Genomic DNA, 19,485 nt, shown 5'->3' on the forward strand with positions numbered 1-19,485 from the left:
GAGCGAGTTCTGACTTCGCTCACAAACCTGGGTTTTAGCTGTTGGTATTCAAGTGTTTGCAGATTTGCCATCGCGAACAGGCCCGCTGCAACCTCTGGAAATGCATTCCGACGGTCGGAGCGAGCCTGCTGGCGAAGGCGCCGGCGCCATCAGCGCCGACTCAAGCCGTGTCGATCAGCTGACCAGCGTTGCATCCAGGCTGATTTTCGCATTCAGCACTTTGGAAACCGGGCAGCCTTCTTTGGCTTTGTTGCTCAGCTCTTCAAACTGAGCCTGGCTCGCACCAGGGATTTTCGCTTTGAGAATCAGCTTCACCGCAGTGATGGCGAATCCGCCTTCCACCTGGTCCAGAGTCACTTCGGCGTTGGTGTCGATGCTTTCAGCCGTCAGGCCGGCATCGCCGAGGATCATCGAGAACGCCATGGAGAAACAGCCTGCGTGGGCTGCGCCAATCAGTTCTTCCGGATTGGTGCCTTTGCCGCCCTCGAAACGGGCCTTGAAGCCGTAGGGCGCTTCTCTGAGTACACCGGTTTCGGTGGAAATAGAGCCGATGCCGGTTTTCAGGTCACCTTCCCAATGAGCCGATGCTTTCTTCGTGATAGCCATGTCTGCCTCCTCAAGATCCGGCGCGAGCGTCGCGCCTTCGTGGTTTTCGGTTGCTAGGGTTCTGAGGATAGAAGACTGGGCAAAGTTCATCTTGTCGGAACAAACCGCTTATCTGGTAGGCAAATTCGTCGCTGCTATTGAAACTCGGGTATATGCCCTCATTGCATAGGGAACGCTTTAAGACTCGGCAGGTTTTCGTTCGTGAAAAACCTGCGACCCCATTGGAGAAGCAGGTTTATGAAACGACTGTCCGATATCAAATACTCGACCCTCGATCTGGTGCCGGTCCGTGAAAATGGCAGCGCTGGCGAGTCGCTGCGCAATTCCCTGGACCTGGCGCAACACGTCGAAAAGTTCGGTTACACGCGATTCTGGGTGGCCGAACACCACAACATGGACGGCATCGCCAGTTCGGCGACTTCGGTGTTGCTCGGTTATCTGGCGGGCGGCACATCGACCATTCGTGTCGGTTCCGGTGGGGTGATGCTGCCCAACCATGCGCCGTTGGTCATCGCCGAACAGTTCGGCACCCTCGAAAGTCTCTACCCCGGCCGCATCGACCTGGGCCTGGGCCGCGCGCCCGGTTCGGATCAAATGACCGCCCGCGCGCTGCGCCGTGAACGCTCCGGCAGCGCTGATGAATTTCCACAAGATGTTGCAGAATTGATGCGCTACCTCGGCCCGCGCACGCCGGATCAACGGATCATCGCGATGCCGGGCACGGGCACCAATGTGCCGGTGTGGTTGCTCGGCTCCAGCCTGTTCAGCGCGCAATTGGCCGGCGAGCGCGGTTTGCCTTACGCCTTCGCCTCACATTTCGCCCCGCGTTTCATGCACGAGGCGATTCGCGTCTACCGCAATCACTTCAAGCCGTCGGCGACGTTGGACAAACCTTACGTGATGCTTGGTGTGCCACTGGTGGCGGCGGATACCGACGAGCAGGCCGATTACCTGGCGACCTCGGTCTACCAGCGAATTCTCGCGTTGATGCGTGGCCAGAGCCTGGTGCAACGTCCGCCGGTGAAAACCATGGACGGCTTGTGGTTGCCGCACGAGAAGGAAGCGGTCGGCGATTTCCTTGGACTGGCGATGGTCGGCAGCCCGGAGAAAATCCGCGCCAAGCTGGAAGTGCTGGTCGAGCAGACCCAGGCTGATGAGCTGATCTTTACCAGCGACCTCTACGAACATGCCGATCGCGTGCGCTCTTACGAGTTGCTGGCGCAGGCAATGAAGGGCTGAGGCCCACATCGCGCGCAAAAAAAAGCCGACTTCTTTAAGTCGGCTTTTTCATTTGATACAAGCGAAATCAGCCTCGTTTGTAGACGATTTCCTTGCTGCCGCCTTCACAGGTGCCGACAACTTTGCCGTCAGCCGCCGTGCCCTTATCGACGATATCCAATGTGTAGCTTGATGCACCTTTGGCATCGATCTTCGCAGCGATTTCCGCTTTCAGCTCTTCACATGGCTTGCCGGCAGCCAACGCTGTACCCGCAAGGCTCAACAAACCTACTGCCAAAATAAACTTCTTCATCGGTCGCATTCCCTGGTCGGATCAATAGGGGCACCCGGCGATGAGCCAGGTGCACACATGTAGCGCTTTGCCATTCCCTATGGCACTCGGCCAGCGCGCAAGTTCAGAAGACTAGCCCAAACTCAGCTGCTGGCAATCCTGAACCCGACTTTGAGTGTTACTTGAAAATGCGCAGCCTTGCCGTTCTCGATGTGGCCGCGGGTTTCGGTCACTTCAAACCATTCGAGGTGTTTCAGGCTCTTGCTGGCTTCGGCCAGCGCATTGTTGATGGCGTCTTCGATGCTGGTGGGGGACGAGCCGACCAGCTCGACTTTTTTGTACGTGTGATGGTCAGTCATAGCGTTCTCCTTGGGGTATGAAATACAGCCTAGCAGTGATTTTTCGTATTACTTCTGTCGGCTATTCCCACAGCAAAGTTCAGAATTAATGCACTTTCTCAAAAGGCTGAAGTCCCAACCAACACACGCTACTCATCACCAATGAAGGAGAGCCAACATGGCCAACACCTCTTTACGTAAAGCCTCATTGCAAAGCATGGAAGCCGAGATCGAGAGTCTTCTCAAGTCGCTGGAAAGCCTGAAGGACGACGCTTCGGACGAGTCGCGCAAAACTCTCAAGGTATTGAAAAGCAACGCCGAGAGCGCGCTGAAGCACTCGCGCCATCTGCTCGCCGATGCTTATGAAGAAGTCAAAGTGAAGACCCGCGAAACCGGGATCGCCACTCGTGATTACGCTCAGGAACACCCTTGGACTACGGCGGGTGTCGCTGTTGGCGCCCTGGGCCTGCTCGCGGCTTACTTGCTGTGCAAACGCGGTGACTGATCCGCTTGGCGCAGCTCGTTTTTCAGCCACTGCGCCAATTGCCGAGCGCGCCCGTCTGCGGCGCGTTTAGGTAGCCACAACGCCAGTTGCGCCGGGGTTTCACTGAAACCCCACGGCGCAACCAGGCGACCGGCCTTCAAGTCCTCGGCCACCAATGGCTCAGGGGCAATCGCGACACCCAGCCCGGCGACCGCTGCTTCCAGCAAATAATACAAATGCTCAAAACCCTGCCCGAACTTCAACGCCTTGGCGTCGAGGCCGCTTTGCTGTGCCCAGCTCGGCCAGGCCTGCGGGCGCGATGTGGTGTGCAACAGCGGTTCATTCAGCAGCGCATCTGGTGCAGCGTCCTGCAAATTGGCGTAACCGGCGTAGCGCGGGCTCATGACCGGGCCGATGCGCTCGCTGGCCAATTCGTAAACTTGTATGTCGGCGGGCCACGGGGGCTCGGCGAATACCAGCAAAGCGTCGAGCCCCGGCCGCCGAGGATCGAGGTCGCCTTCACCGGCAGACAAGTGCAGTCGCAAGTCCGGCAAGTCAGCGTTGAGTCGCCCGAGGCGCGGAATAAACCACCGTGCGAGCAAACTGCCGGATAAACCGAGGACGAACGGCGCGTCTGCGGTGCTTCGGGTCAACTCGGCGCAAACCGTGCGCAAGCGCTCGAACGCTTCGCCGCTGGCATCGCGTAAACGCACGCCGGCATCTGTGAGTTTAAGGCCTCGACCTTCCTTGACGAAAAGGCTGACGCCGAGGTGTTCTTCAAGCACTTTCAGTTGCCGACTGACGGCGCCATGGGTGACGTGCAGCTGCTCGGCGGCCTGACTGACGCTGTTCAGGCGGGCGGTCGCTTCGAAGGCACGCAGGGCATTCAGCGGAGGAAGGTCATGGCTCATGGTATCTGTGAGTTTTCCTGACAGGTTGCGGCGATCTTATCGGTTTTCAGCCCGGGACGTCAGGGGTAGAGTGAGCGTCATTGTCATCACACGAATCCCACTGGAGCGACCCATGACCCAGACTAATCTGCGCAACGGCCCCGACGCCAACGGCCTGTTCGGTTCGTTCGGCGGCCGTTATGTCGCCGAAACCCTGATGCCGTTGATCCTTGATCTGGCCCGAGAGTATGAGCTGGCTCAGGAAGATCCTGCCTTCAAAGAGGAATTGGCCTACTTCCAGCGCGACTACGTCGGACGTCCAAGCCCGCTGTATTACGCGGAACGCCTGACCGAATTCTGCGGCGGCGCGAAAATCTACCTCAAGCGCGAAGAGCTGAACCACACCGGCGCGCACAAGATCAACAACTGCATCGGCCAGATTCTGCTGGCGCGGCGCATGGGCAAAAAACGCATCATCGCCGAAACCGGCGCGGGCATGCATGGCGTGGCAACCGCCACCGTGGCCGCGCGTTTTGGTCTCGATTGCGTCATCTATATGGGCACCACTGACATCGAACGTCAGCAGGCCAACGTTTTCCGCATGAAGCTGCTGGGCGCCGAAGTGATCCCGGTGGTTGCCGGCACCGGCACGTTGAAAGACGCGATGAACGAAGCCCTGCGTGACTGGGTGACCAACGTCGACAGCACGTTCTACCTGATCGGCACCGTCGCCGGCCCGCATCCTTATCCGGCGATGGTGCGGGATTTCCAAGCGGTGATCGGCAAGGAAACCCGCGACCAGTTGCAGGCTCAGGAAGGTCGTCTGCCGGACAGCCTGGTGGCGTGCATCGGCGGTGGTTCGAATGCGATGGGCCTGTTTCACCCGTTTCTGGATGACACCAGCGTCGAGATCATCGGCGTTGAAGCGGCCGGCCACGGCATCGAAACCGGCAAGCATGCGGCGAGCCTCAACGGCGGCGTGCCGGGTGTGTTGCACGGCAACCGGACTTTCCTGTTGCAGGACGACGATGGCCAGATCATCGACGCGCACTCGATTTCCGCCGGCCTCGACTATCCTGGCATCGGCCCGGAACACGCGTGGTTGCATGACATCGGCCGCGTCCAGTACACCTCGGTGACCGACGACGAAGCCCTCGATGCGTTCCACAAATGCTGCCGTCTCGAAGGGATTATTCCGGCACTGGAAAGTGCGCACGCCCTGGCCGAAGTATTCAAACGCGCGCCGGACCTGCCAAGCGATCACCTGATGGTCGTCAACCTGTCCGGCCGTGGCGACAAAGACATGCAAACCGTGATGCACCACATGGAGCAGTCACAAAAAGCGCAATCCCAGCAGGAGAAACACTGATGAGCCGCCTGCAAACGCGTTTTGCCGAACTCAAGGATCAGAACCGCGCGGCCCTGGTGACCTTCGTCACTGCCGGCGACCCGAGCTATGACACTTCGCTGGCGATCCTCAAAGGCTTGCCCGCTGCGGGTGCCGATGTGATCGAGTTGGGCATGCCCTTCACCGATCCGATGGCCGATGGCCCGGCGATCCAGTTGGCGAACATTCGCGCACTGGCGGCCAAGCAGAATCTGGCGAAAACCCTGCAAATGGTTCGCGAATTCCGTGAGGGCAACAGCGATACGCCGCTGGTGCTGATGGGTTATTTCAACCCGATTCATATGTATGGCGTCGAGCGCTTTATCGGCGATGCCAAAGAGGCCGGCGTCGATGGCCTGATCGTGGGCGATCTGCCGCCCGAGCATAACGCCGAGCTGTGCGACCCGGCGCAGGCTGCCGGGCTGGACTTCATTCGCCTGACCACGCCGACCACTGACGATGTGCGTCTGCCGACGGTTTTGAATGGCAGCTCGGGTTTCGTCTATTACGTTTCGGTGGCCGGCGTGACCGGCGCTGGCGCAGCGACGCTGGAGCATGTCGAAGAAGCGGTCGCGCGTCTGCGTCGCCACACCGATCTGCCGATCAGCATTGGTTTCGGCATTCGTACGCCGGAGCAGGCCGTCGCGATTGCGCGTCTGGCCGACGGTGTGGTGGTGGGTTCGGCGTTGATCGATCACATCGCCAATGCGTCGACGCCGGATCAGGCGATCGACGGTGTCCTGAGCCTCTGCGCAGCGCTGGCCGATGGCGTGCGTAAGGCCCGCGTCAGCTGAAGGTAAAGTTCCTGATACAGAGGAATTAGCACCTCGCGAGACAGACTAATCAGCAAGATCGAGGGATTCAGGACACCGTTCTGAATCCCTTTTTGCTGTAAGTGCAGTGAGGAAATTCCCGATGAAAATGCCGAAACGTCTGATTGCCAGCCTGGGCATATTGATGCTGAGTGCGACGCCGTTGCTGCACGCCAGCGCCGATCAGCGCGACGATCACGACCGCGGTGGCCCGCAGCAGGGCCAGCACGATAATCGCGGTGGCCAGCCTGGGAATCAGCCGGGTAACCCGCCCGGGAATAATCGCGGCGACGATCATCGTGGCCAGCCGGACAATCGTCGCGGTGGCCCGCCGCCACGGGACTTTGGCCCGGTGCGCCAGAGCATTCATGACAATCACGGGTATTTCGTGCGCGGTGCGCCGCCACCGCCGGGGATTCACCTGGAACGTGGCCGGCCGTTGCCGCACGGTTATTACGGCGAGCGCCTGGACAACCGCGCGTTGTCGCGGCTGCCTTATTACCAAGGCTACGAATGGCGCCGCGCCGGGACCGACATTGTGTTGATCGCTGTGGGGACGGGGATTGTTTATGAAATTCTCGACGGTGTGCTGAACTGATTTACCGATCCCATAGGAGCGAGGCTTGCCCGCGAAGAACGATGAAGGGGTGTACGTGATACACCGCAGTTTGGCCTTCGCGAGCAAGCTTTGCTCCTACACGATCAAGGGCGAAATGCTGTGGCAGCTTTCGCTTTAAGGTAGCTCCAACCCGCCCGCCGCTTTATGCAATGCCCGCAAATGTTCGCCAACCTGTTTCAGGTTGGCCTCATTGGCGGCGATCTCCGCCGCCCGGCTCGGTTCGAGCAACGCGCGCACTTCCTTGTCCAGATCCCCGGTCAGCGATTGCAGCTGTTTCTGGCGCAAGCTGCTTTCCGCTTCCAGCCGCGCCGATTCGCTCGGTTGCGGCAATCCATAACCACCGGAACCGAGCAATTCGGCCGGACGACTGAGGAAACCGCTGTTGGCGAGGATCTGCTGCAACGTCGCGTTGGCCTTGTCCATGCCGCCGTTCTGCAGTTCGCGGGCGCCCAGATAACGTTGTTTCACTTCGTCCTGCGCCAACTGCAATTGCCGACGGAAACTCGCCTGTTCCAGCAACAGCAACGCCGCGCTGGTGCGCAAATCCGCCTGAGCGATCCACTGTCGACGCTCTTCGGCGGATAACGACAACCAGTCTTCGACCGTGGCTTGCTTGATCGGCAGATTCTTCTTCAGCACTTCAAACATCGCTTGATAGCGATCGCGAAACGAGTCGAAACGATACCCCAGCCGCAACGCTTCACGCGGGTCATCGAGGACGCTGGTGTCAGCCAATCCGCGACCCTTGAGCACTTCCAGCAAGCCGTTGGGCATGATGCTGTCGAGCCCGGTGAGTTGCGCGTTGTTGCTGCCGCTGCGGAGCAATTTCAGGCTTTCCACCGCGCAGTTGTTGGACAGGAAGAAGTAATTGCCGTCGTAGCTCCAGTGCATCTCGGCGGCGTGTTCGACGACTTCCTCGATTTCCTTGCGCGACAGCGTCAGCGGCACCGAAGCGAGGCTGCGCAATTCGGTTTTGGTGTATTCGTCGATCACTTGCGCGAGGGGCAAGACAAACAGCCGCGAAGGGTATTTGCCGACCAGACCGTCCCAACTCGACAACTGCACGTCACCGACGAAGGCGCGGTAGGACAGCACCAGATGCTGATCCAGGTCCAATCGGCAATCCGGCCCACGTGGCCGGCCCGGCGCGCAGATCACCAGGCGCAACATGCTGTGGCCCCAGCGGCTGACCCAATTCTGGTTGGCTTCGGCGAGCAAATAATCGACGGCGTAAACGCGCTCGGGGTCGACGTGGCCGAGCGGCGTTTTGGCGAAGTCGTTGCCGGCATTGAGGAACGCGAAGGATTTGTCGCAGGTGTTTTTGGCGGCGGGTGCCCAGCCGAAATGTTCTTGGTAATAGCGATACAGCGCGGGACGACGGCAGGCGTAGCTCGGGTCGAGGAGGAAATACTCCATGTTGACCGCGACAAACTCCTTGGGACTGCTGGTTTCGTAGATGTCCGGGCTGCGCACGATCTGCCGGTTGTGCTGCTCGCGTTCGCCACGGCGGCCGACGTATTGCGGCCAACCGGCGAGGTCTAGCAGGCGCGGGTCATCGCTGAGGGTGAAGCGCCGTTCGGTCTGCCCACGGCATTGGTCGGGAATGCCGATCAGCCCGGAGCTGTTATTGCGCTGGATGCAACGCTGGATCAGCGTGCGCTCGGCGTCTGGCCACAGGCGCGAGCGGTCGTAAATGTGGGTGAGTTCGTGCACCACCGTGGCGAGCATTTCGCGGCGCACGGTGCCGTGTGGGCGGTAAGTCTTTTTGCTCGCGGCACTGCCGTCGGTGAGGCTGTCGAGCAGATTGCGATTCAGATCCAGTTCGGACACCAGCGACGCCTGGCCGTAGGCGTTGGCGGGCATGTCGTTGGTCCAGCCAACGTCGATGCGCCGGTCCAGTTGCTCAATGAAACGCGGCGGCAATGCCTGCATGGCTTCATCGAGCAGCGCCTGGCTGGCCTGCTGTTGCGCGGGACTCAGACCGTCGGTCTTGAGGCGTAATTGCAGGCTGGCCTGGGCGGTGTTGCCAAGCAGCAACACCATCCCGGCCAGAAGCCAGGCGCTTAGCCGCCTCACAATGCGAGGATGGCTTCGGCGAGAACCTGATCGCTGGCGTCACGCGCTTCCGGCACGCGGGTGCGCAAGGTGTCGAACGCGGCTTCCAGGTGCGCGCCACGAATATCGCCGTCGCTGGCGATGAAACTGGCGGCATCGTCATGCGCTTCGCGAACGATCTTGGAATCGCGAATCGAGGTGGTGGTATCGGAAGTGAAATCGATGGTGCGCTGGGAGGCACGAACGATGATGTTACTGGTGGCTACCAGGGTGTGCGCCTGGGCCACGTCGGCCAACAACAGCAGGCCAAGGGTGGCAGCAATCAGCGGGCTACGCATGGAACGACTCCGGAGGAACAAAGATAACTATTGGACGAGAATTGCCTGCGCCAGTTCAAGGTCGCTGGCATGAAGTTTTGGCTGGGCTCGACGCAGATAATCCAGCGCGGATTCCAGCTGTGCTCCTCGCAGTTGGCCGTCACTGGCAATGAATGCCGCAGCATCATCCTGAGCGGCGACCAGCAGTTTATGGTCGAAGGGCGCGGAGGTCACCATGCTGGTGGCATAACCGCTGACCACAACACCTTGGGTGGACAGATTAAAAGCATCAAAGGCGTACGCCGAACCCGTCCAGCAGGCCAGCGCCACACCGGGAATGAGTAAACAATTTGGAAGAAAACGCATGAGACTCGTTAGCTGAAAGCGAGTCCCAAGGCTAGCGCAATGCCCGGACCAGAGCCAGCGCTGCAACATCGGGACACGACTTGCGTGCCCCGTCTGCAAACGCGGATCAGATGGCCAGGATGGCCTGAGCCAACTGGGCGTCGCTGGCATTCAACTGAGGCGCTTGATGGCGGATTTCGTCGAACGCGCTTTCCAGTTTCACCCCACGAATGTCGCCGTTGCTGGCGACGAAACTGGCGGCATCGTCACGCGCGGCGCGCACGATTTTGTTGTCGCGCAGTGAGGAAGAAAGATCGGAGGTAGCGTCGGAGCTGGATTTGAGTGCACCGACAACGGCATCGGTGGTCACGATGAAACTCGAAGCGTGCGCACTGGCGGCAACGGCGAACAGGGCTGCAGCGCTCAACAGACGAAGACGGGACATGGGGGTAACTCCTGTGGATGAAACCGATTGAGAGGTGGCGCAGTGTCTGAACAGTCAGACGCCAGCAATGCCGCGTTCGCCACGTTCTGACGGGATATTAGGCTGGGGAGTATGGATTCGAACAGCTTGGCGAGACGAAATGGTTATGTGTAAGGCTTCACCGATAGCGTCTGTCGAAGTGTACTGGTCAATATGATAATTATTGAAACTGTACTTATTTCGCCTTTCAAAGCCCTGAAACGACAAAACCCGTCGTGGTTTCCCACGACGGGTCTTGTTTGTTCAATTCGGGTTGCTGGCGGTCGACCTGCAGGTCAGAGCCAGCGACGCTGATTTAGCGCCAGAACGGCTTGCTCAGCTCTTCGTAGCGTTGTGCTTCGCTAATCCCGGCATCAGCCAGCAGACGCGAATCCAGACGAGCCAATTGGTGGCGGCTGGTAATGCGGCGTTGCCACAACATCAGGTTGGCGAAAACGCGAAGAGGCATGGAAGCCTGGGTTTTTGCAGCGGTATCTTCGAAGAACAGTTCGGAACTGAGTGTACGTTCCATGGTTGACATCCTTCCGCTTGTGGCGGGATTAGGTAGTGGTTTAACTGGTGCCAATGATCCTCTCGTTTGGCCAGTCTCCCTAGATACAGTTCACTTGTATTGTGAGTGACCAGTTAACTGTTTATAGGGGGTGTGCTGGTCGAAATTGAGGCAACTGTACCTGTCTGCACTATATGTGTGCATTTTCGGTTTGTGATGGCGAATTTGTAGGCAAAGTCGGAAGGAAATGACCGGTACAGCAGTACAGTTTTTGTCGGGAAGGTGTATTGCAAGAACGCGCTGACGCAACTGTATTTGCGTCAGCTGTTCTTCAGCTGTATCAGACCCCCAGCATTCGCCCGGTTTCTTCCAGATTGATGTGCCAGCGCAGGGCATCGCGCAGGATGTGCGGGGTGTGTCCGCCGATTGCGCATGCAGCGGTGAAATAGTCGTCCAGTGCCTGGCGATAGTCCGGGTGCACACAGTTGTCGATTACCGCCCGCGCCCGTTCGCGCGGCGCCAAGCCGCGCAAGTCAGCCAAACCGATCTCGGTGACGAGGATGTCGACGTCATGCTCGGTGTGGTCAACGTGGCTGACCATCGGCACCACGCTGGAGATCGCGCCGCCCTTGGCAATCGACTTGGTTACAAAGATCGCCAAGTGCGCATTGCGCGCGAAATCGCCCGAGCCGCCGATGCCGTTCATCATCCGCGTGCCGCAGACGTGGGTGGAATTGACGTTGCCGTACAGGTCGAATTCCAGCGCGGTGTTAATCCCGATAATGCCCAGGCGCCGTACCACTTCCGGGTGATTGGAAATTTCCTGCGGGCGCAGCACCAGTTTGTCTTTGTAATGTTCGAGGTTGCCGAACACATCGGCATTGCGCCGCGCCGACAAGGTGATAGAGCTGCCTGAGGCGAAACTCAGTTTGCCGGCGTCGATCAGGTCGAATGTCGAGTCCTGCAACACTTCGGAATACATGGTCAGGTCTTCGAACGGCGAATCAATCAAGCCGCACATCACCGAGTTGGCGATGGTGCCGATCCCGGCCTGCAACGGCCCGAGTTTGTTGGTCATGCGCCCGGCGGCCACTTCTTCTTTAAAGAAGTCGATCAGATGATCGGCGATTGCCTGAGTATCGACGTCCGGTGGCAGCACGGTCGACGGCGAGTCGGATTGATTGGTGATGACGATCGCTACGATCTTCTCCGGCGGGATCGGGATCGCGGTGCTGCCAATCCGGTCATCGACTTTCACCAAAGGAATCGGCGTGCGGGTCGGGCGGTAGGTCGGGATATAGATGTCGTGCAACCCTTCCAGATTCGGGTTGTGCGCCATGTTGATCTCGACGATGACCTGCTTGGCGAAGATCGCGAAGCTCGCCGAGTTGCCCACCGACGTGGTCGGCACAATATGGCCCTGCTCGGTGATCGCCACGGCTTCAATCACCGCGATGTCCGGCCGCGTCAGTTGCTGGTTGCGCAGCATCTCGACGGTTTCCGACAGGTGCTGGTCGATGAACATCACTTCGCCGGCATTGATCGCTTTGCGCAACGTGCTGTCGACCTGGAACGGCATGCGCCGCGACAGTACGCCGGCCTCGGTCAGTTGTTTGTCGAGGTCGTTGCCCAGGCTCGCGCCGGTCATAAGAGTGATTTTCAACGGAGTGATCTTGGCGCGTTCGGCCAATGCGTGGGGCACGGCTTTGGCTTCGCCGGCGCGGGTAAAGCCGCTCATGCCGACGGTCATGCCGTCCTCGATCAGAGCGGCAGCGTCGGCGGCGCTCATCACCTTATCCAACAACGAAGGCAAGCGAATACGGTCACGGTACATGGATTGTTATCTCGGGCAACGAAAGCAAGGTACGCAGTCTAGTGATTTGCAGAAAATCCGTCCCGCTACCATGGTCGAATGCCAAGCCCTGATTTAGAGCCTTTGGTCGGGTTCGCGGGGGAATTGGCAGCAATAAAAAAACCCCAGCCTACTAAAGGCTGAGGTTTCTGGTGTTGCGCTGAAGCAGGTTTTACTCGACGGCTTTGACCATGTCTTCAATGACTTTTTTCGCGTCGCCGAAGACCATCATGGTTTTGTCGAGGTAGAACAGTTCGTTGTCCAGGCCGGCATAACCGCTGGCCATCGAACGCTTGTTGACGATGATCGTCTTGGCTTTGAACGCTTCCAGAATCGGCATGCCGGCAATTGGCGATTTCGGATCGTTCTTCGCCGCCGGGTTGACTACGTCGTTGGCGCCCAACACCAGCACCACGTCGGCCTGGCCGAACTCGGAGTTGATGTCTTCCATCTCGAACACTTGGTCGTAAGGCACTTCGGCCTCGGCCAGCAAGACGTTCATGTGGCCGGGCATCCGTCCGGCAACCGGGTGGATCGCGTACTTCACGGTCACGCCGCGATGGGTCAGCTTCTCGGTCAACTCTTTCAGCGCGTGCTGCGCGCGTGCCACCGCCAAGCCATAGCCTGGAACGATGATCACGGTGTCGGCGTTGGTCAGCAGGAAGGTTGCGTCATCAGCCGAACCGGATTTCACCGGACGCGCTTCTTTCGAACCCGCCGGGCCAGCCGCGTCTGCAGTGCTGCCGAAACCACCGAGCAACACGTTGAAGAACGAGCGGTTCATCGCCTTGCACATGATGTAGGAGAGGATCGCGCCCGACGAACCGACCAGCGAGCCGGCAATGATCAGCATCGAGTTGTTCAGCGAGAAGCCGATACCCGCCGCCGCCCAGCCGGAATAGCTATTAAGCATCGACACCACAACCGGCATGTCCGCGCCGCCGATCGGGATGATGATCAGCACGCCGAGCACGAACGCCAGAGCCAGCATCAGCGCGAAGGCACTGAGGTTGCCGGTCAGCATGAAGGTGATGCCGAGCGCCAATGTCGCCAGGCCCAGCACCAGGTTCAGCTTGTGCTGACCGCCGAACTGTACGGGCGCGCCTTGGAACAGACGAAACTTGTACTTGCCCGAGAGCTTGCCGAAAGCGATGACCGAGCCGGAGAAGGTGATCGCACCGATGGCTGCGCCGAGGAACAGCTCCAGACGGTTGCCCGCCGGAATCGCGTCGCCCAGCTGCTTGACGATGCCCAGCGATTGCGGCTCGACGACCGCAGCAATGGCGATGAACACCGCAGCCATGCCGATCATGCTGTGCATGAAAGCGACCAGTTCCGGCATCTTGGTCATTTCCACGCGTTTGGCCATGATCGAGCCGGCGGTGCCGCCGACCAGCAAACCGACGATGACGTAACCGATGCCGGCCGTAGCCAGCTCAGCGCCGAGCTTATAGATGAGGCCGACGGTGGTGAGGATCGCCAGCGCCATGCCGAGCATGCCGTAGACGTTGCCGCGCCGCGAGGTGGTCGGGTGCGACAGGCCTTTGAGGGCCTGGATAAAGCAGATCGACGCGATCAAGTAGAGCGTCGTGACAAGGTTCATGCTCATTACTTGGGCGCCTCTTCTTTTACGACTTTCGGGGCTTTTTTCTTGAACATCTCAAGCATTCTGCGGGTGACCAGAAAGCCACCGAAGACGTTGACCGCCGCCAGCGCCACCGCCAGGGTGCCCATGGTTTTGCCCAGTGGCGTCACGGTCAAAGCGGCGGCCAGCATGGCGCCGACGATGACGATCGCCGAAATGGCGTTAGTCACCGCCATCAGTGGCGTGTGCAGCGCAGGTGTAACGTTCCAGACCACGTGATAACCGACATAAATCGCCAGCACGAAGATGATCAGGTTGTAGATACCGGGGGAGATAAGCTCTTCCATCGTCTGAATCCCTGCTTAGGCGTTTTTGCGGATGACTTGGCCGTCGCGGCACATCAGGCACGCGGCGACGATGTCGTCTTCGAGGTTCACTTCAAACTGGCCTTCCTTGTTGAAAACCAGCTTGAGGAAGTCCAGCAAGTTGCGGGCGTACAGCGCCGAGGCGTCTGCGGCGACTTCACCGGCGAGGTTGGTCGGGCCGCAAATGGTCACGCCATTTTCGACGACAACCTGATCGGCCACGGTCAGCGGGCAGTTGCCGCCCTGAGCCGCAGCGAGGTCGATCACTACCGAGCCGGGTTTCATCTGCGCGACGGTGTCCGCGCTCAACAGCGTCGGCGCCTTGCGGCCGGGAATCAGCGCGGTGGTGATGACGATGTCAGCCTGCTTCGCGCGTTCGTGCACGGCCAGGGCCTGGCGCTGCATCCAGCTCGCCGGCATTGGCCGCGCGTAACCACCGACACCTACTGCGCATTCGCGCTCTTCATCGGTCTCGTAGGGCACGTCGACGAACTTGGCGCCGAGGGATTCGATCTGCTCCTTCACGGCCGGACGCACGTCCGACGCTTCAATCACCGCACCCAGGCGTTTCGCTGTAGCGATCGCCTGCAAACCGGCAACACCGGCGCCGAGAATCAGCACGCGCGCCGCTTTCACGGTGCCCGCAGCAGTCATCAGCATCGGCATGAAGCGCGGATAGTGGTGCGCGGCGAGTAACACGGCTTTGTAACCGGCGATGTTTGCTTGCGACGACAGCACATCCAGACTTTGTGCGCGGGAGGTGCGCGGCGCGGCTTCCAGAGCAAACGCAGTAATGCCGCATTCGGCCAGTTTGGCGATGGTTTCATTGCTGAACGGATTGAGCATGCCCACCACAACGGTGCCGCTTTTGATCAGCGCCAGCTCGCTGTCGCTGGGGGCGACCACCTTGAGAATCAGCTCGGCACCAAACGCATCGTTGGCGCTGCCAATGGTTGCGCCTGCCGCTTCATAAGCACTGTCGACAACGCTGGCTTTAACGCCGGCGCCGCTTTGCACAGTGACCTTATGACCCTGGCCGATCAGTTTCTTGATGGTTTCCGGGGTTGCAGCAACCCGTGTTTCACCCGTTTGGGTTTCGAGAGGAACACCAATGTGCACGTCAAATCTCCTGCGTGATCTTATTGAGTAAACCCAGGCACTTCGGATGGTGCGACTGGGGCGGCCGATCAGCACGATCCCGCCAAATCAGGGCGGGGCGCGGCATTTTGCAGGCGAACTTTGTGCCCATCAAGGGATTATGACGGGTGACGGAAAATTAACTACAAGTCACCCCGTGACCGAATGTCGCAACTAACCGGCGCAATCCCTTGCAGACTGTGCCCTGTAAGGATTCTGGTCGAAATTGAAGAATTTACACATCGGCGCGGTGAATGAGCTGGCATTGCTCGCCAATAGAGGCTGAAGGCCACGTCCACAGGCGCTTGTGGGACGTTTGTACTGCTTGCAAGTACAGTCTATGAATATGCGACAAATACTTACATCTGTAGGGTTCTGAGTTTGCTGACTACGGGGTCAGCTAATCGGCCGAAGCCTTCACTCTTCTAGGCTGTAGCCGTGTGCCTGATTTACCAGCCAGTCGCGAAAAGCCCTTAAAGAAGCGGATTCGACCTTTCGCTCGGGAATCATCAGGTAATACGCCTTGATGCTCGACAGTGCCTGCGGGTTGGCAATCACCAGGCGCTTCTCGGCCAGCTCACGCTGAATCAGGAATGGCGGAATCAACGCGATACCCATGTCATGCATGGCCGCTTGCGCAAGCATGGAGAATAGCTCGTAACGCGGACCTGTCATGTCGCGGGGGATGTTGAGGTTTTGCGAGTTGAACCACTGGCGCCAGGCGTAGGGCCGAGTGGTTTGTTGCAGCAATGGCAGTTCGGCGATTTCGCTGGATGTCAGAAGAGTCTTCTTCCCCAGTAGGGCGGGGCTGCACACCGGCATCGGATTTTCGCCCATCAGCCTGTGGGATTCGGTACCCGACCAATCGGCATCACCAAAATAGATCGCCGCGTCGAACTCAGTGTCGGCGAACAGGAATGGCCGGGTGCGGTTGGTCAGATTGACCGTCACTTCCGGATGTTGCTGCTGAAAATCCTTGAGCCTTGGCAGCAGCCATTGAGTGCCGAAGGTCGGCACTACCGCCAGTTCGATCACGTTGGCGCCTTGCTGGCCCATGACCGACAAAGTGTCGCGCTCCACGGCATCCAGTTGCGTGGCGACGCGGCGGCTGTAGGAAAGTCCCGCTTCGGTCAGTTTTACCCCGCGCCGCGAGCGTCGGAACAGTTCGACGCTGAGGAAGTCCTCAAGGCTGGCGATCTGTCGGCAAATCGCCCCTTGGGTGAGGGAAAGTTCCTGCGCAGCCTTGGTAAAGCTCTCGTGGCGCGCGGCGGCTTCGAAGCTGATCAGCGCCGTGGTGCTGGGGATTTTCCTGCGCATGTACCTGAACCTCACTCATTCATCGCATTTAGGAGCTTTCGCGATGTTCGGAGTGAGAAATTAGCACAACAGTATGCAAAATCCTCGTTTGCCGGATCGCCGAGCCGGGCCTAGGATCAGTCCACGTTATTTGACCCGATTCGAGAGGACTCACTCATGGCCGGCAAAGCTAGCTTCAACTGGATCGATCCACTGCTGCTGGATCAACAGCTCACCGAAGAAGAACGCATGATTCGCGACACCGCCGAGCAATTCGCTCAGCAGAAGCTCGCGCCGCGTGTGCTCGAAGCTTTCCGTCATGAGAAGACCGACATCGCAATCTTCCGCGAGATGGGCGACGTGGGCCTGCTGGGCGCGACCATTCCCGAGGAATACGGTGGCAGCGGCCTCAATTACGTCAGCTACGGCTTGATTGCCCGTGAAGTCGAGCGCGTCGACTCCGGTTATCGCTCGATGATGAGCGTGCAGTCCTCGCTGGTCATGGTGCCGATCAACGAATTCGGCACCGAAGCGCAAAAACAGAAGTATCTGCCGAAACTGGCTTCCGGCGAGTGGATCGGTTGCTTCGGTCTGACAGAGCCGAACCACGGCTCCGACCCGGGCGCGATGATTACCCGCGCACGTAAAGTCGACGGCGGCTACAGTCTGACCGGCAGCAAAATGTGGATCACCAACAGCCCGATCGCTGATGTGTTCGTGGTCTGGGGCAAGGACGATGCCGGCGATATTCGTGGTTTCGTGTTGGAGAAAGGCTGGAAAGGCCTGAGCGCTCCGGCGATTCACGGCAAGGTTGGTTTGCGCGCATCGATCACTGGCGAAATCGTCATGGACAACGTGTTTGTCCCTGAGGAGAACATCTTCCCGGATGTGCGCGGTTTGAAAGGACCGTTCACCTGTCTCAATTCCGCGCGTTATGGCATCTCGTGGGGCGCACTGGGTGCTGCCGAATTCTGCTGGCACACCGCGCGCCAATACACGCTGGATCGTCAACAGTTCGGTCGGCCGCTGGCGGCTACTCAGTTGATCCAGAAGAAACTGGCCGACATGCAGACCGAAATCACCCTGGCGCTGCAAGGCTGCCTGCGTTTGGGTCGTATGAAGGACGAAGGCACCGCGGCGGTCGAAATCACTTCGATGATGAAACGCAACTCCTGCGGCAAGTCCCTGGACATCGCGCGCATGGCTCGCGACATGCTGGGCGGTAACGGTATCTCCGATGAATTCGGTGTCGCTCGTCACCTGGTCAATCTGGAAGTGGTGAATACCTACGAAGGTACGCATGACGTGCACGCGCTGATCCTTGGTCGCGCGCAGACCGGCATCCAGGCGTTCTATTAACAGGAGAACGGCCATGGGCGCGCTTTCGCATCTACGGGTACTGGATTTATCGCGGGTGCTGGCCGGGCCGTGGTCCGGGCAGATCCTCGCCGACCTCGGCGCCGAAGTCATCAAGGTCGAGCGCCCGGGCAATGGCGACGACACGCGCGCCTGGGGGCCACCGTTTCTGAAAGACGCCTATGGCGAGAACACCAGCGAGGCCGCCTATTACTTGTCGGCCAATCGCAACAAACAATCTGTGACTATCGATTTCACTCGTGCTGAAGGTCAGAAGCTGGTGCGTGAGCTGGCGGCGAAGTCGGACATTCTGATCGAGAACTTCAAGGTTGGTGGCCTGGCGGCGTATGGGCTGGACTACGAATCGCTCAGGGCGATCAATCCGAATCTGATTTATTGCTCGATCACCGGGTTTGGTCAGACCGGCCCGTATGCCAAGCGCGCGGGTTATGACTTCATGATTCAGGGCTTGGGCGGCTTGATGAGCCTGACCGGGCGACCTGAAGGCGATGACGGCGCGGGTCCGGTGAAAGTCGGTGTTGCGCTGACAGACATTCTCACTGGGCTGTACTCGACGGTGGCAATTCTGGCCGCACTCGCGCATCGCGATCATGACGGCGGCGGTCAGCACATCGATATGGCGTTGCTGGATGTGCAGGTGGCTTGTTTGGCGAATCAGGCGATGAACTACCTGACAACGGGCAATGCGCCTAAACGTCTGGGTAATGCGCATCCGAATATCGTGCCGTATCAGGATTTTCCTACAGCGGACGGCGACTTCATCCTCACCGTGGGTAATGACGGGCAGTTCCGCAAGTTTGCCGAAGTGGCGGGCCAGCCGCAGTGGGCGGACGATCCACGCTTCGCCACCAATAAGCTGCGGGTGGCGAACCGTGCAGTGCTGATTCCGCTGATCCGCCAGGCGACGGTGTTCAAGACGACCGCTGAATGGGTGCTGCAACTGGAGCAGGCCGGCGTGCCGTGTGGGCCGATCAACGATCTGGCCCAGGTGTTTGCCGATCCGCAGGTGCAGGCTCGCGGGTTGGCTATCGAGCTGCCGCATGCGCTGGCCGGGATGGTGCCGCAGGTAGCGAGCCCGATCCGGATGTCCGAGACTCCGGTTGAATACCGTAACGCACCGCCTCTGTTGGGTGAGCACACGCTGGATGTGCTGCAGCGGGTGTTGGGTTTGAGTGCTGGGACGGTGGCTGCTTTTAAGGAGGCGGGGGTGCTATGAGGATTGCTTCTATATAGAAGGGCTTCTATATAGAGGGAATTGGCGCGTTTTCGGGGTTTTCGCAAGTTATTGATAGAAAAGCGAAATCAGCGCTTGACGGCAGATTCTGGAAGTCTATAATTCGCCCCACTTCCGGCGCAGTCGAAACGGAAAACTCCTTGGTAAACAATGAGTTACGCAGGTTTCGGCAGTGAGTTGCTTCAGTTCATCGAAGCGCGAAAGGGGGTTGAAAAAGAGGGGTTGACAGCAGCGAGTAACGCTGTAGAATTCGCCTCCCGCTAACGAGAGATCGAAAGCGCAAGTGGTTGAAGTTGTTGAAG

The 19,485-nt window shown here is 59.2% G+C and carries 21 protein-coding genes; 7 read left to right on the top strand and 14 right to left on the bottom strand.

The features are described from left to right. Positions 1-174: 174 nt before the first annotated feature. The gene (locus FBY12_RS17975) at positions 175-606 is read right to left on the bottom strand and encodes an OsmC family protein (RefSeq protein ID WP_092275426.1); all 432 of its coding nucleotides are present in this window, start codon (positions 604-606) and stop codon (positions 175-177) included. A 237-nt stretch (positions 607-843) separates the two neighbouring features. On the opposite strand from FBY12_RS17975, the gene FBY12_RS17980 reads away from it, so the two are divergent. Next, complete coding sequence (locus FBY12_RS17980) at positions 844-1,845, top strand: LLM class flavin-dependent oxidoreductase (protein ID WP_101208955.1); 1,002 nt, start codon at positions 844-846, stop codon at positions 1,843-1,845. A gap of 67 nt (positions 1,846-1,912) precedes the next feature. Here the strand turns inward: FBY12_RS17980 and FBY12_RS17985 are convergent, their stop codons facing one another. Together FBY12_RS17985 and FBY12_RS17990 are read right to left on the bottom strand one after the other, a co-directional pair. Next, on the bottom strand, positions 1,913-2,137 hold the full coding sequence (locus FBY12_RS17985) for a DUF1161 domain-containing protein (protein WP_092275419.1): 225 nt from the start codon (positions 2,135-2,137) through the stop codon (positions 1,913-1,915). Positions 2,138-2,259: 122 nt separating this feature from the next. Next, positions 2,260-2,475: a dodecin gene (locus FBY12_RS17990; RefSeq protein WP_092275415.1), complete on the bottom strand. Its 216-nt coding sequence runs from the start codon at positions 2,473-2,475 to the stop codon at positions 2,260-2,262. Between the two features lie 157 nt (positions 2,476-2,632). Between FBY12_RS17990 and FBY12_RS17995 the strand changes: the two genes are divergently transcribed. Continuing rightward, entirely contained in the window at positions 2,633-2,959 is a 327-nt protein-coding gene (locus tag FBY12_RS17995) for a YqjD family protein (protein WP_092275412.1), read from the top strand. Here the strand turns inward: FBY12_RS17995 and FBY12_RS18000 are convergent. After that, on the bottom strand, positions 2,932-3,849 hold the full coding sequence (locus FBY12_RS18000; RefSeq protein WP_145254512.1) for a LysR family transcriptional regulator: 918 nt from the start codon (positions 3,847-3,849) through the stop codon (positions 2,932-2,934). The genes FBY12_RS17995 and FBY12_RS18000 overlap by 28 nt on opposite strands. A 112-nt stretch (positions 3,850-3,961) precedes the next feature. On the opposite strand from FBY12_RS18000, the gene trpB reads away from it, so the two are divergent. The 3 genes from trpB to FBY12_RS18015 all read left to right on the top strand — a co-directional run bounded on the left by trpB (position 3,962) and on the right by FBY12_RS18015 (position 6,625). Further along, complete coding sequence (trpB, locus tag FBY12_RS18005) at positions 3,962-5,197, top strand: tryptophan synthase subunit beta (RefSeq protein WP_145254515.1); 1,236 nt, start codon at positions 3,962-3,964, stop codon at positions 5,195-5,197. Then, on the top strand, positions 5,197-6,009 hold the full coding sequence (gene trpA / locus FBY12_RS18010; protein ID WP_145254518.1) for a tryptophan synthase subunit alpha: 813 nt from the start codon (positions 5,197-5,199) through the stop codon (positions 6,007-6,009). The genes trpB and trpA overlap by 1 nt, the downstream gene beginning before the upstream one ends. A gap of 121 nt (positions 6,010-6,130) precedes the next feature. After that, a complete protein-coding gene (locus FBY12_RS18015) occupies positions 6,131-6,625 on the top strand; it encodes an anti-virulence regulator CigR family protein (protein ID WP_145254521.1) in 495 nt (164 codons plus the stop codon). A gap of 135 nt (positions 6,626-6,760) precedes the next feature. Here the strand turns inward: FBY12_RS18015 and FBY12_RS18020 are convergent, their stop codons facing one another. The 10 genes from FBY12_RS18020 to FBY12_RS18065 form a co-directional block, all read right to left on the bottom strand. After that, positions 6,761-8,722 carry a DUF4105 domain-containing protein gene (locus FBY12_RS18020; RefSeq protein ID WP_145254525.1) on the bottom strand — a complete coding sequence of 654 codons (1,962 nt, stop codon included), beginning with the start codon at positions 8,720-8,722 and terminating at the stop codon, positions 6,761-6,763. Then, the gene (locus tag FBY12_RS18025; protein ID WP_101208951.1) at positions 8,719-9,039 is read right to left on the bottom strand and encodes a DUF2388 domain-containing protein; all 321 of its coding nucleotides are present in this window, start codon (positions 9,037-9,039) and stop codon (positions 8,719-8,721) included. Before FBY12_RS18025 ends, FBY12_RS18020 begins: the two co-directional genes overlap by 4 nt. Positions 9,040-9,066: 27 nt before the next feature. Further along, entirely contained in the window at positions 9,067-9,384 is a 318-nt protein-coding gene (locus FBY12_RS18030) for a DUF2388 domain-containing protein (protein WP_121732525.1), read from the bottom strand. Between the two features lie 106 nt (positions 9,385-9,490). Further along, complete coding sequence (locus tag FBY12_RS18035; protein WP_101208949.1) at positions 9,491-9,808, bottom strand: DUF2388 domain-containing protein; 318 nt, start codon at positions 9,806-9,808, stop codon at positions 9,491-9,493. A gap of 334 nt (positions 9,809-10,142) precedes the next feature. Next, complete coding sequence (locus tag FBY12_RS18040) at positions 10,143-10,358, bottom strand: DUF1127 domain-containing protein (protein ID WP_092275385.1); 216 nt, start codon at positions 10,356-10,358, stop codon at positions 10,143-10,145. A 319-nt stretch (positions 10,359-10,677) separates the two neighbouring features. Beyond that, a complete protein-coding gene (locus tag FBY12_RS18045; RefSeq protein ID WP_145254528.1) occupies positions 10,678-12,171 on the bottom strand; it encodes an acetyl-CoA hydrolase/transferase family protein in 1,494 nt (497 codons plus the stop codon). Between the two features lie 190 nt (positions 12,172-12,361). After that, a complete protein-coding gene (locus FBY12_RS18050) occupies positions 12,362-13,798 on the bottom strand; it encodes an NAD(P)(+) transhydrogenase (Re/Si-specific) subunit beta (RefSeq protein ID WP_145254531.1) in 1,437 nt (478 codons plus the stop codon). Then, positions 13,798-14,121, bottom strand: a complete 324-nt coding sequence (locus tag FBY12_RS18055) for an NAD(P) transhydrogenase subunit alpha (protein WP_007947884.1) — start codon at positions 14,119-14,121, stop codon at positions 13,798-13,800. Before FBY12_RS18055 ends, FBY12_RS18050 begins: the two co-directional genes overlap by 1 nt. 15 nt (positions 14,122-14,136) lie before the next feature. After that, a complete protein-coding gene (locus tag FBY12_RS18060) occupies positions 14,137-15,258 on the bottom strand; it encodes a Re/Si-specific NAD(P)(+) transhydrogenase subunit alpha (protein ID WP_109502213.1) in 1,122 nt (373 codons plus the stop codon). Between the two features lie 435 nt (positions 15,259-15,693). After that, on the bottom strand, positions 15,694-16,593 hold the full coding sequence (locus FBY12_RS18065) for a LysR family transcriptional regulator (RefSeq protein WP_145254534.1): 900 nt from the start codon (positions 16,591-16,593) through the stop codon (positions 15,694-15,696). Between the two features lie 156 nt (positions 16,594-16,749). Here FBY12_RS18065 and FBY12_RS18070 point away from each other — a divergent pair, with 156 nt between their 5' ends. Both FBY12_RS18070 and FBY12_RS18075 read left to right on the top strand, forming a co-directional pair. Next, positions 16,750-17,931, top strand: coding sequence for an acyl-CoA dehydrogenase (locus FBY12_RS18070; protein ID WP_121732519.1), 1,182 nt, complete (start codon positions 16,750-16,752; stop codon positions 17,929-17,931). A 13-nt stretch (positions 17,932-17,944) separates the two neighbouring features. Beyond that, entirely contained in the window at positions 17,945-19,165 is a 1,221-nt protein-coding gene (locus FBY12_RS18075; RefSeq protein WP_145254537.1) for a CaiB/BaiF CoA-transferase family protein, read from the top strand. Positions 19,166-19,485: the final 320 nt, after the last annotated feature.

Origin of the sequence: Pseudomonas sp. SJZ131 (assembly GCF_007828705.1) — a bacterium.
Classification (GTDB): Bacteria; Pseudomonadota; Gammaproteobacteria; order Pseudomonadales; family Pseudomonadaceae; genus Aquipseudomonas; species Aquipseudomonas prosekii.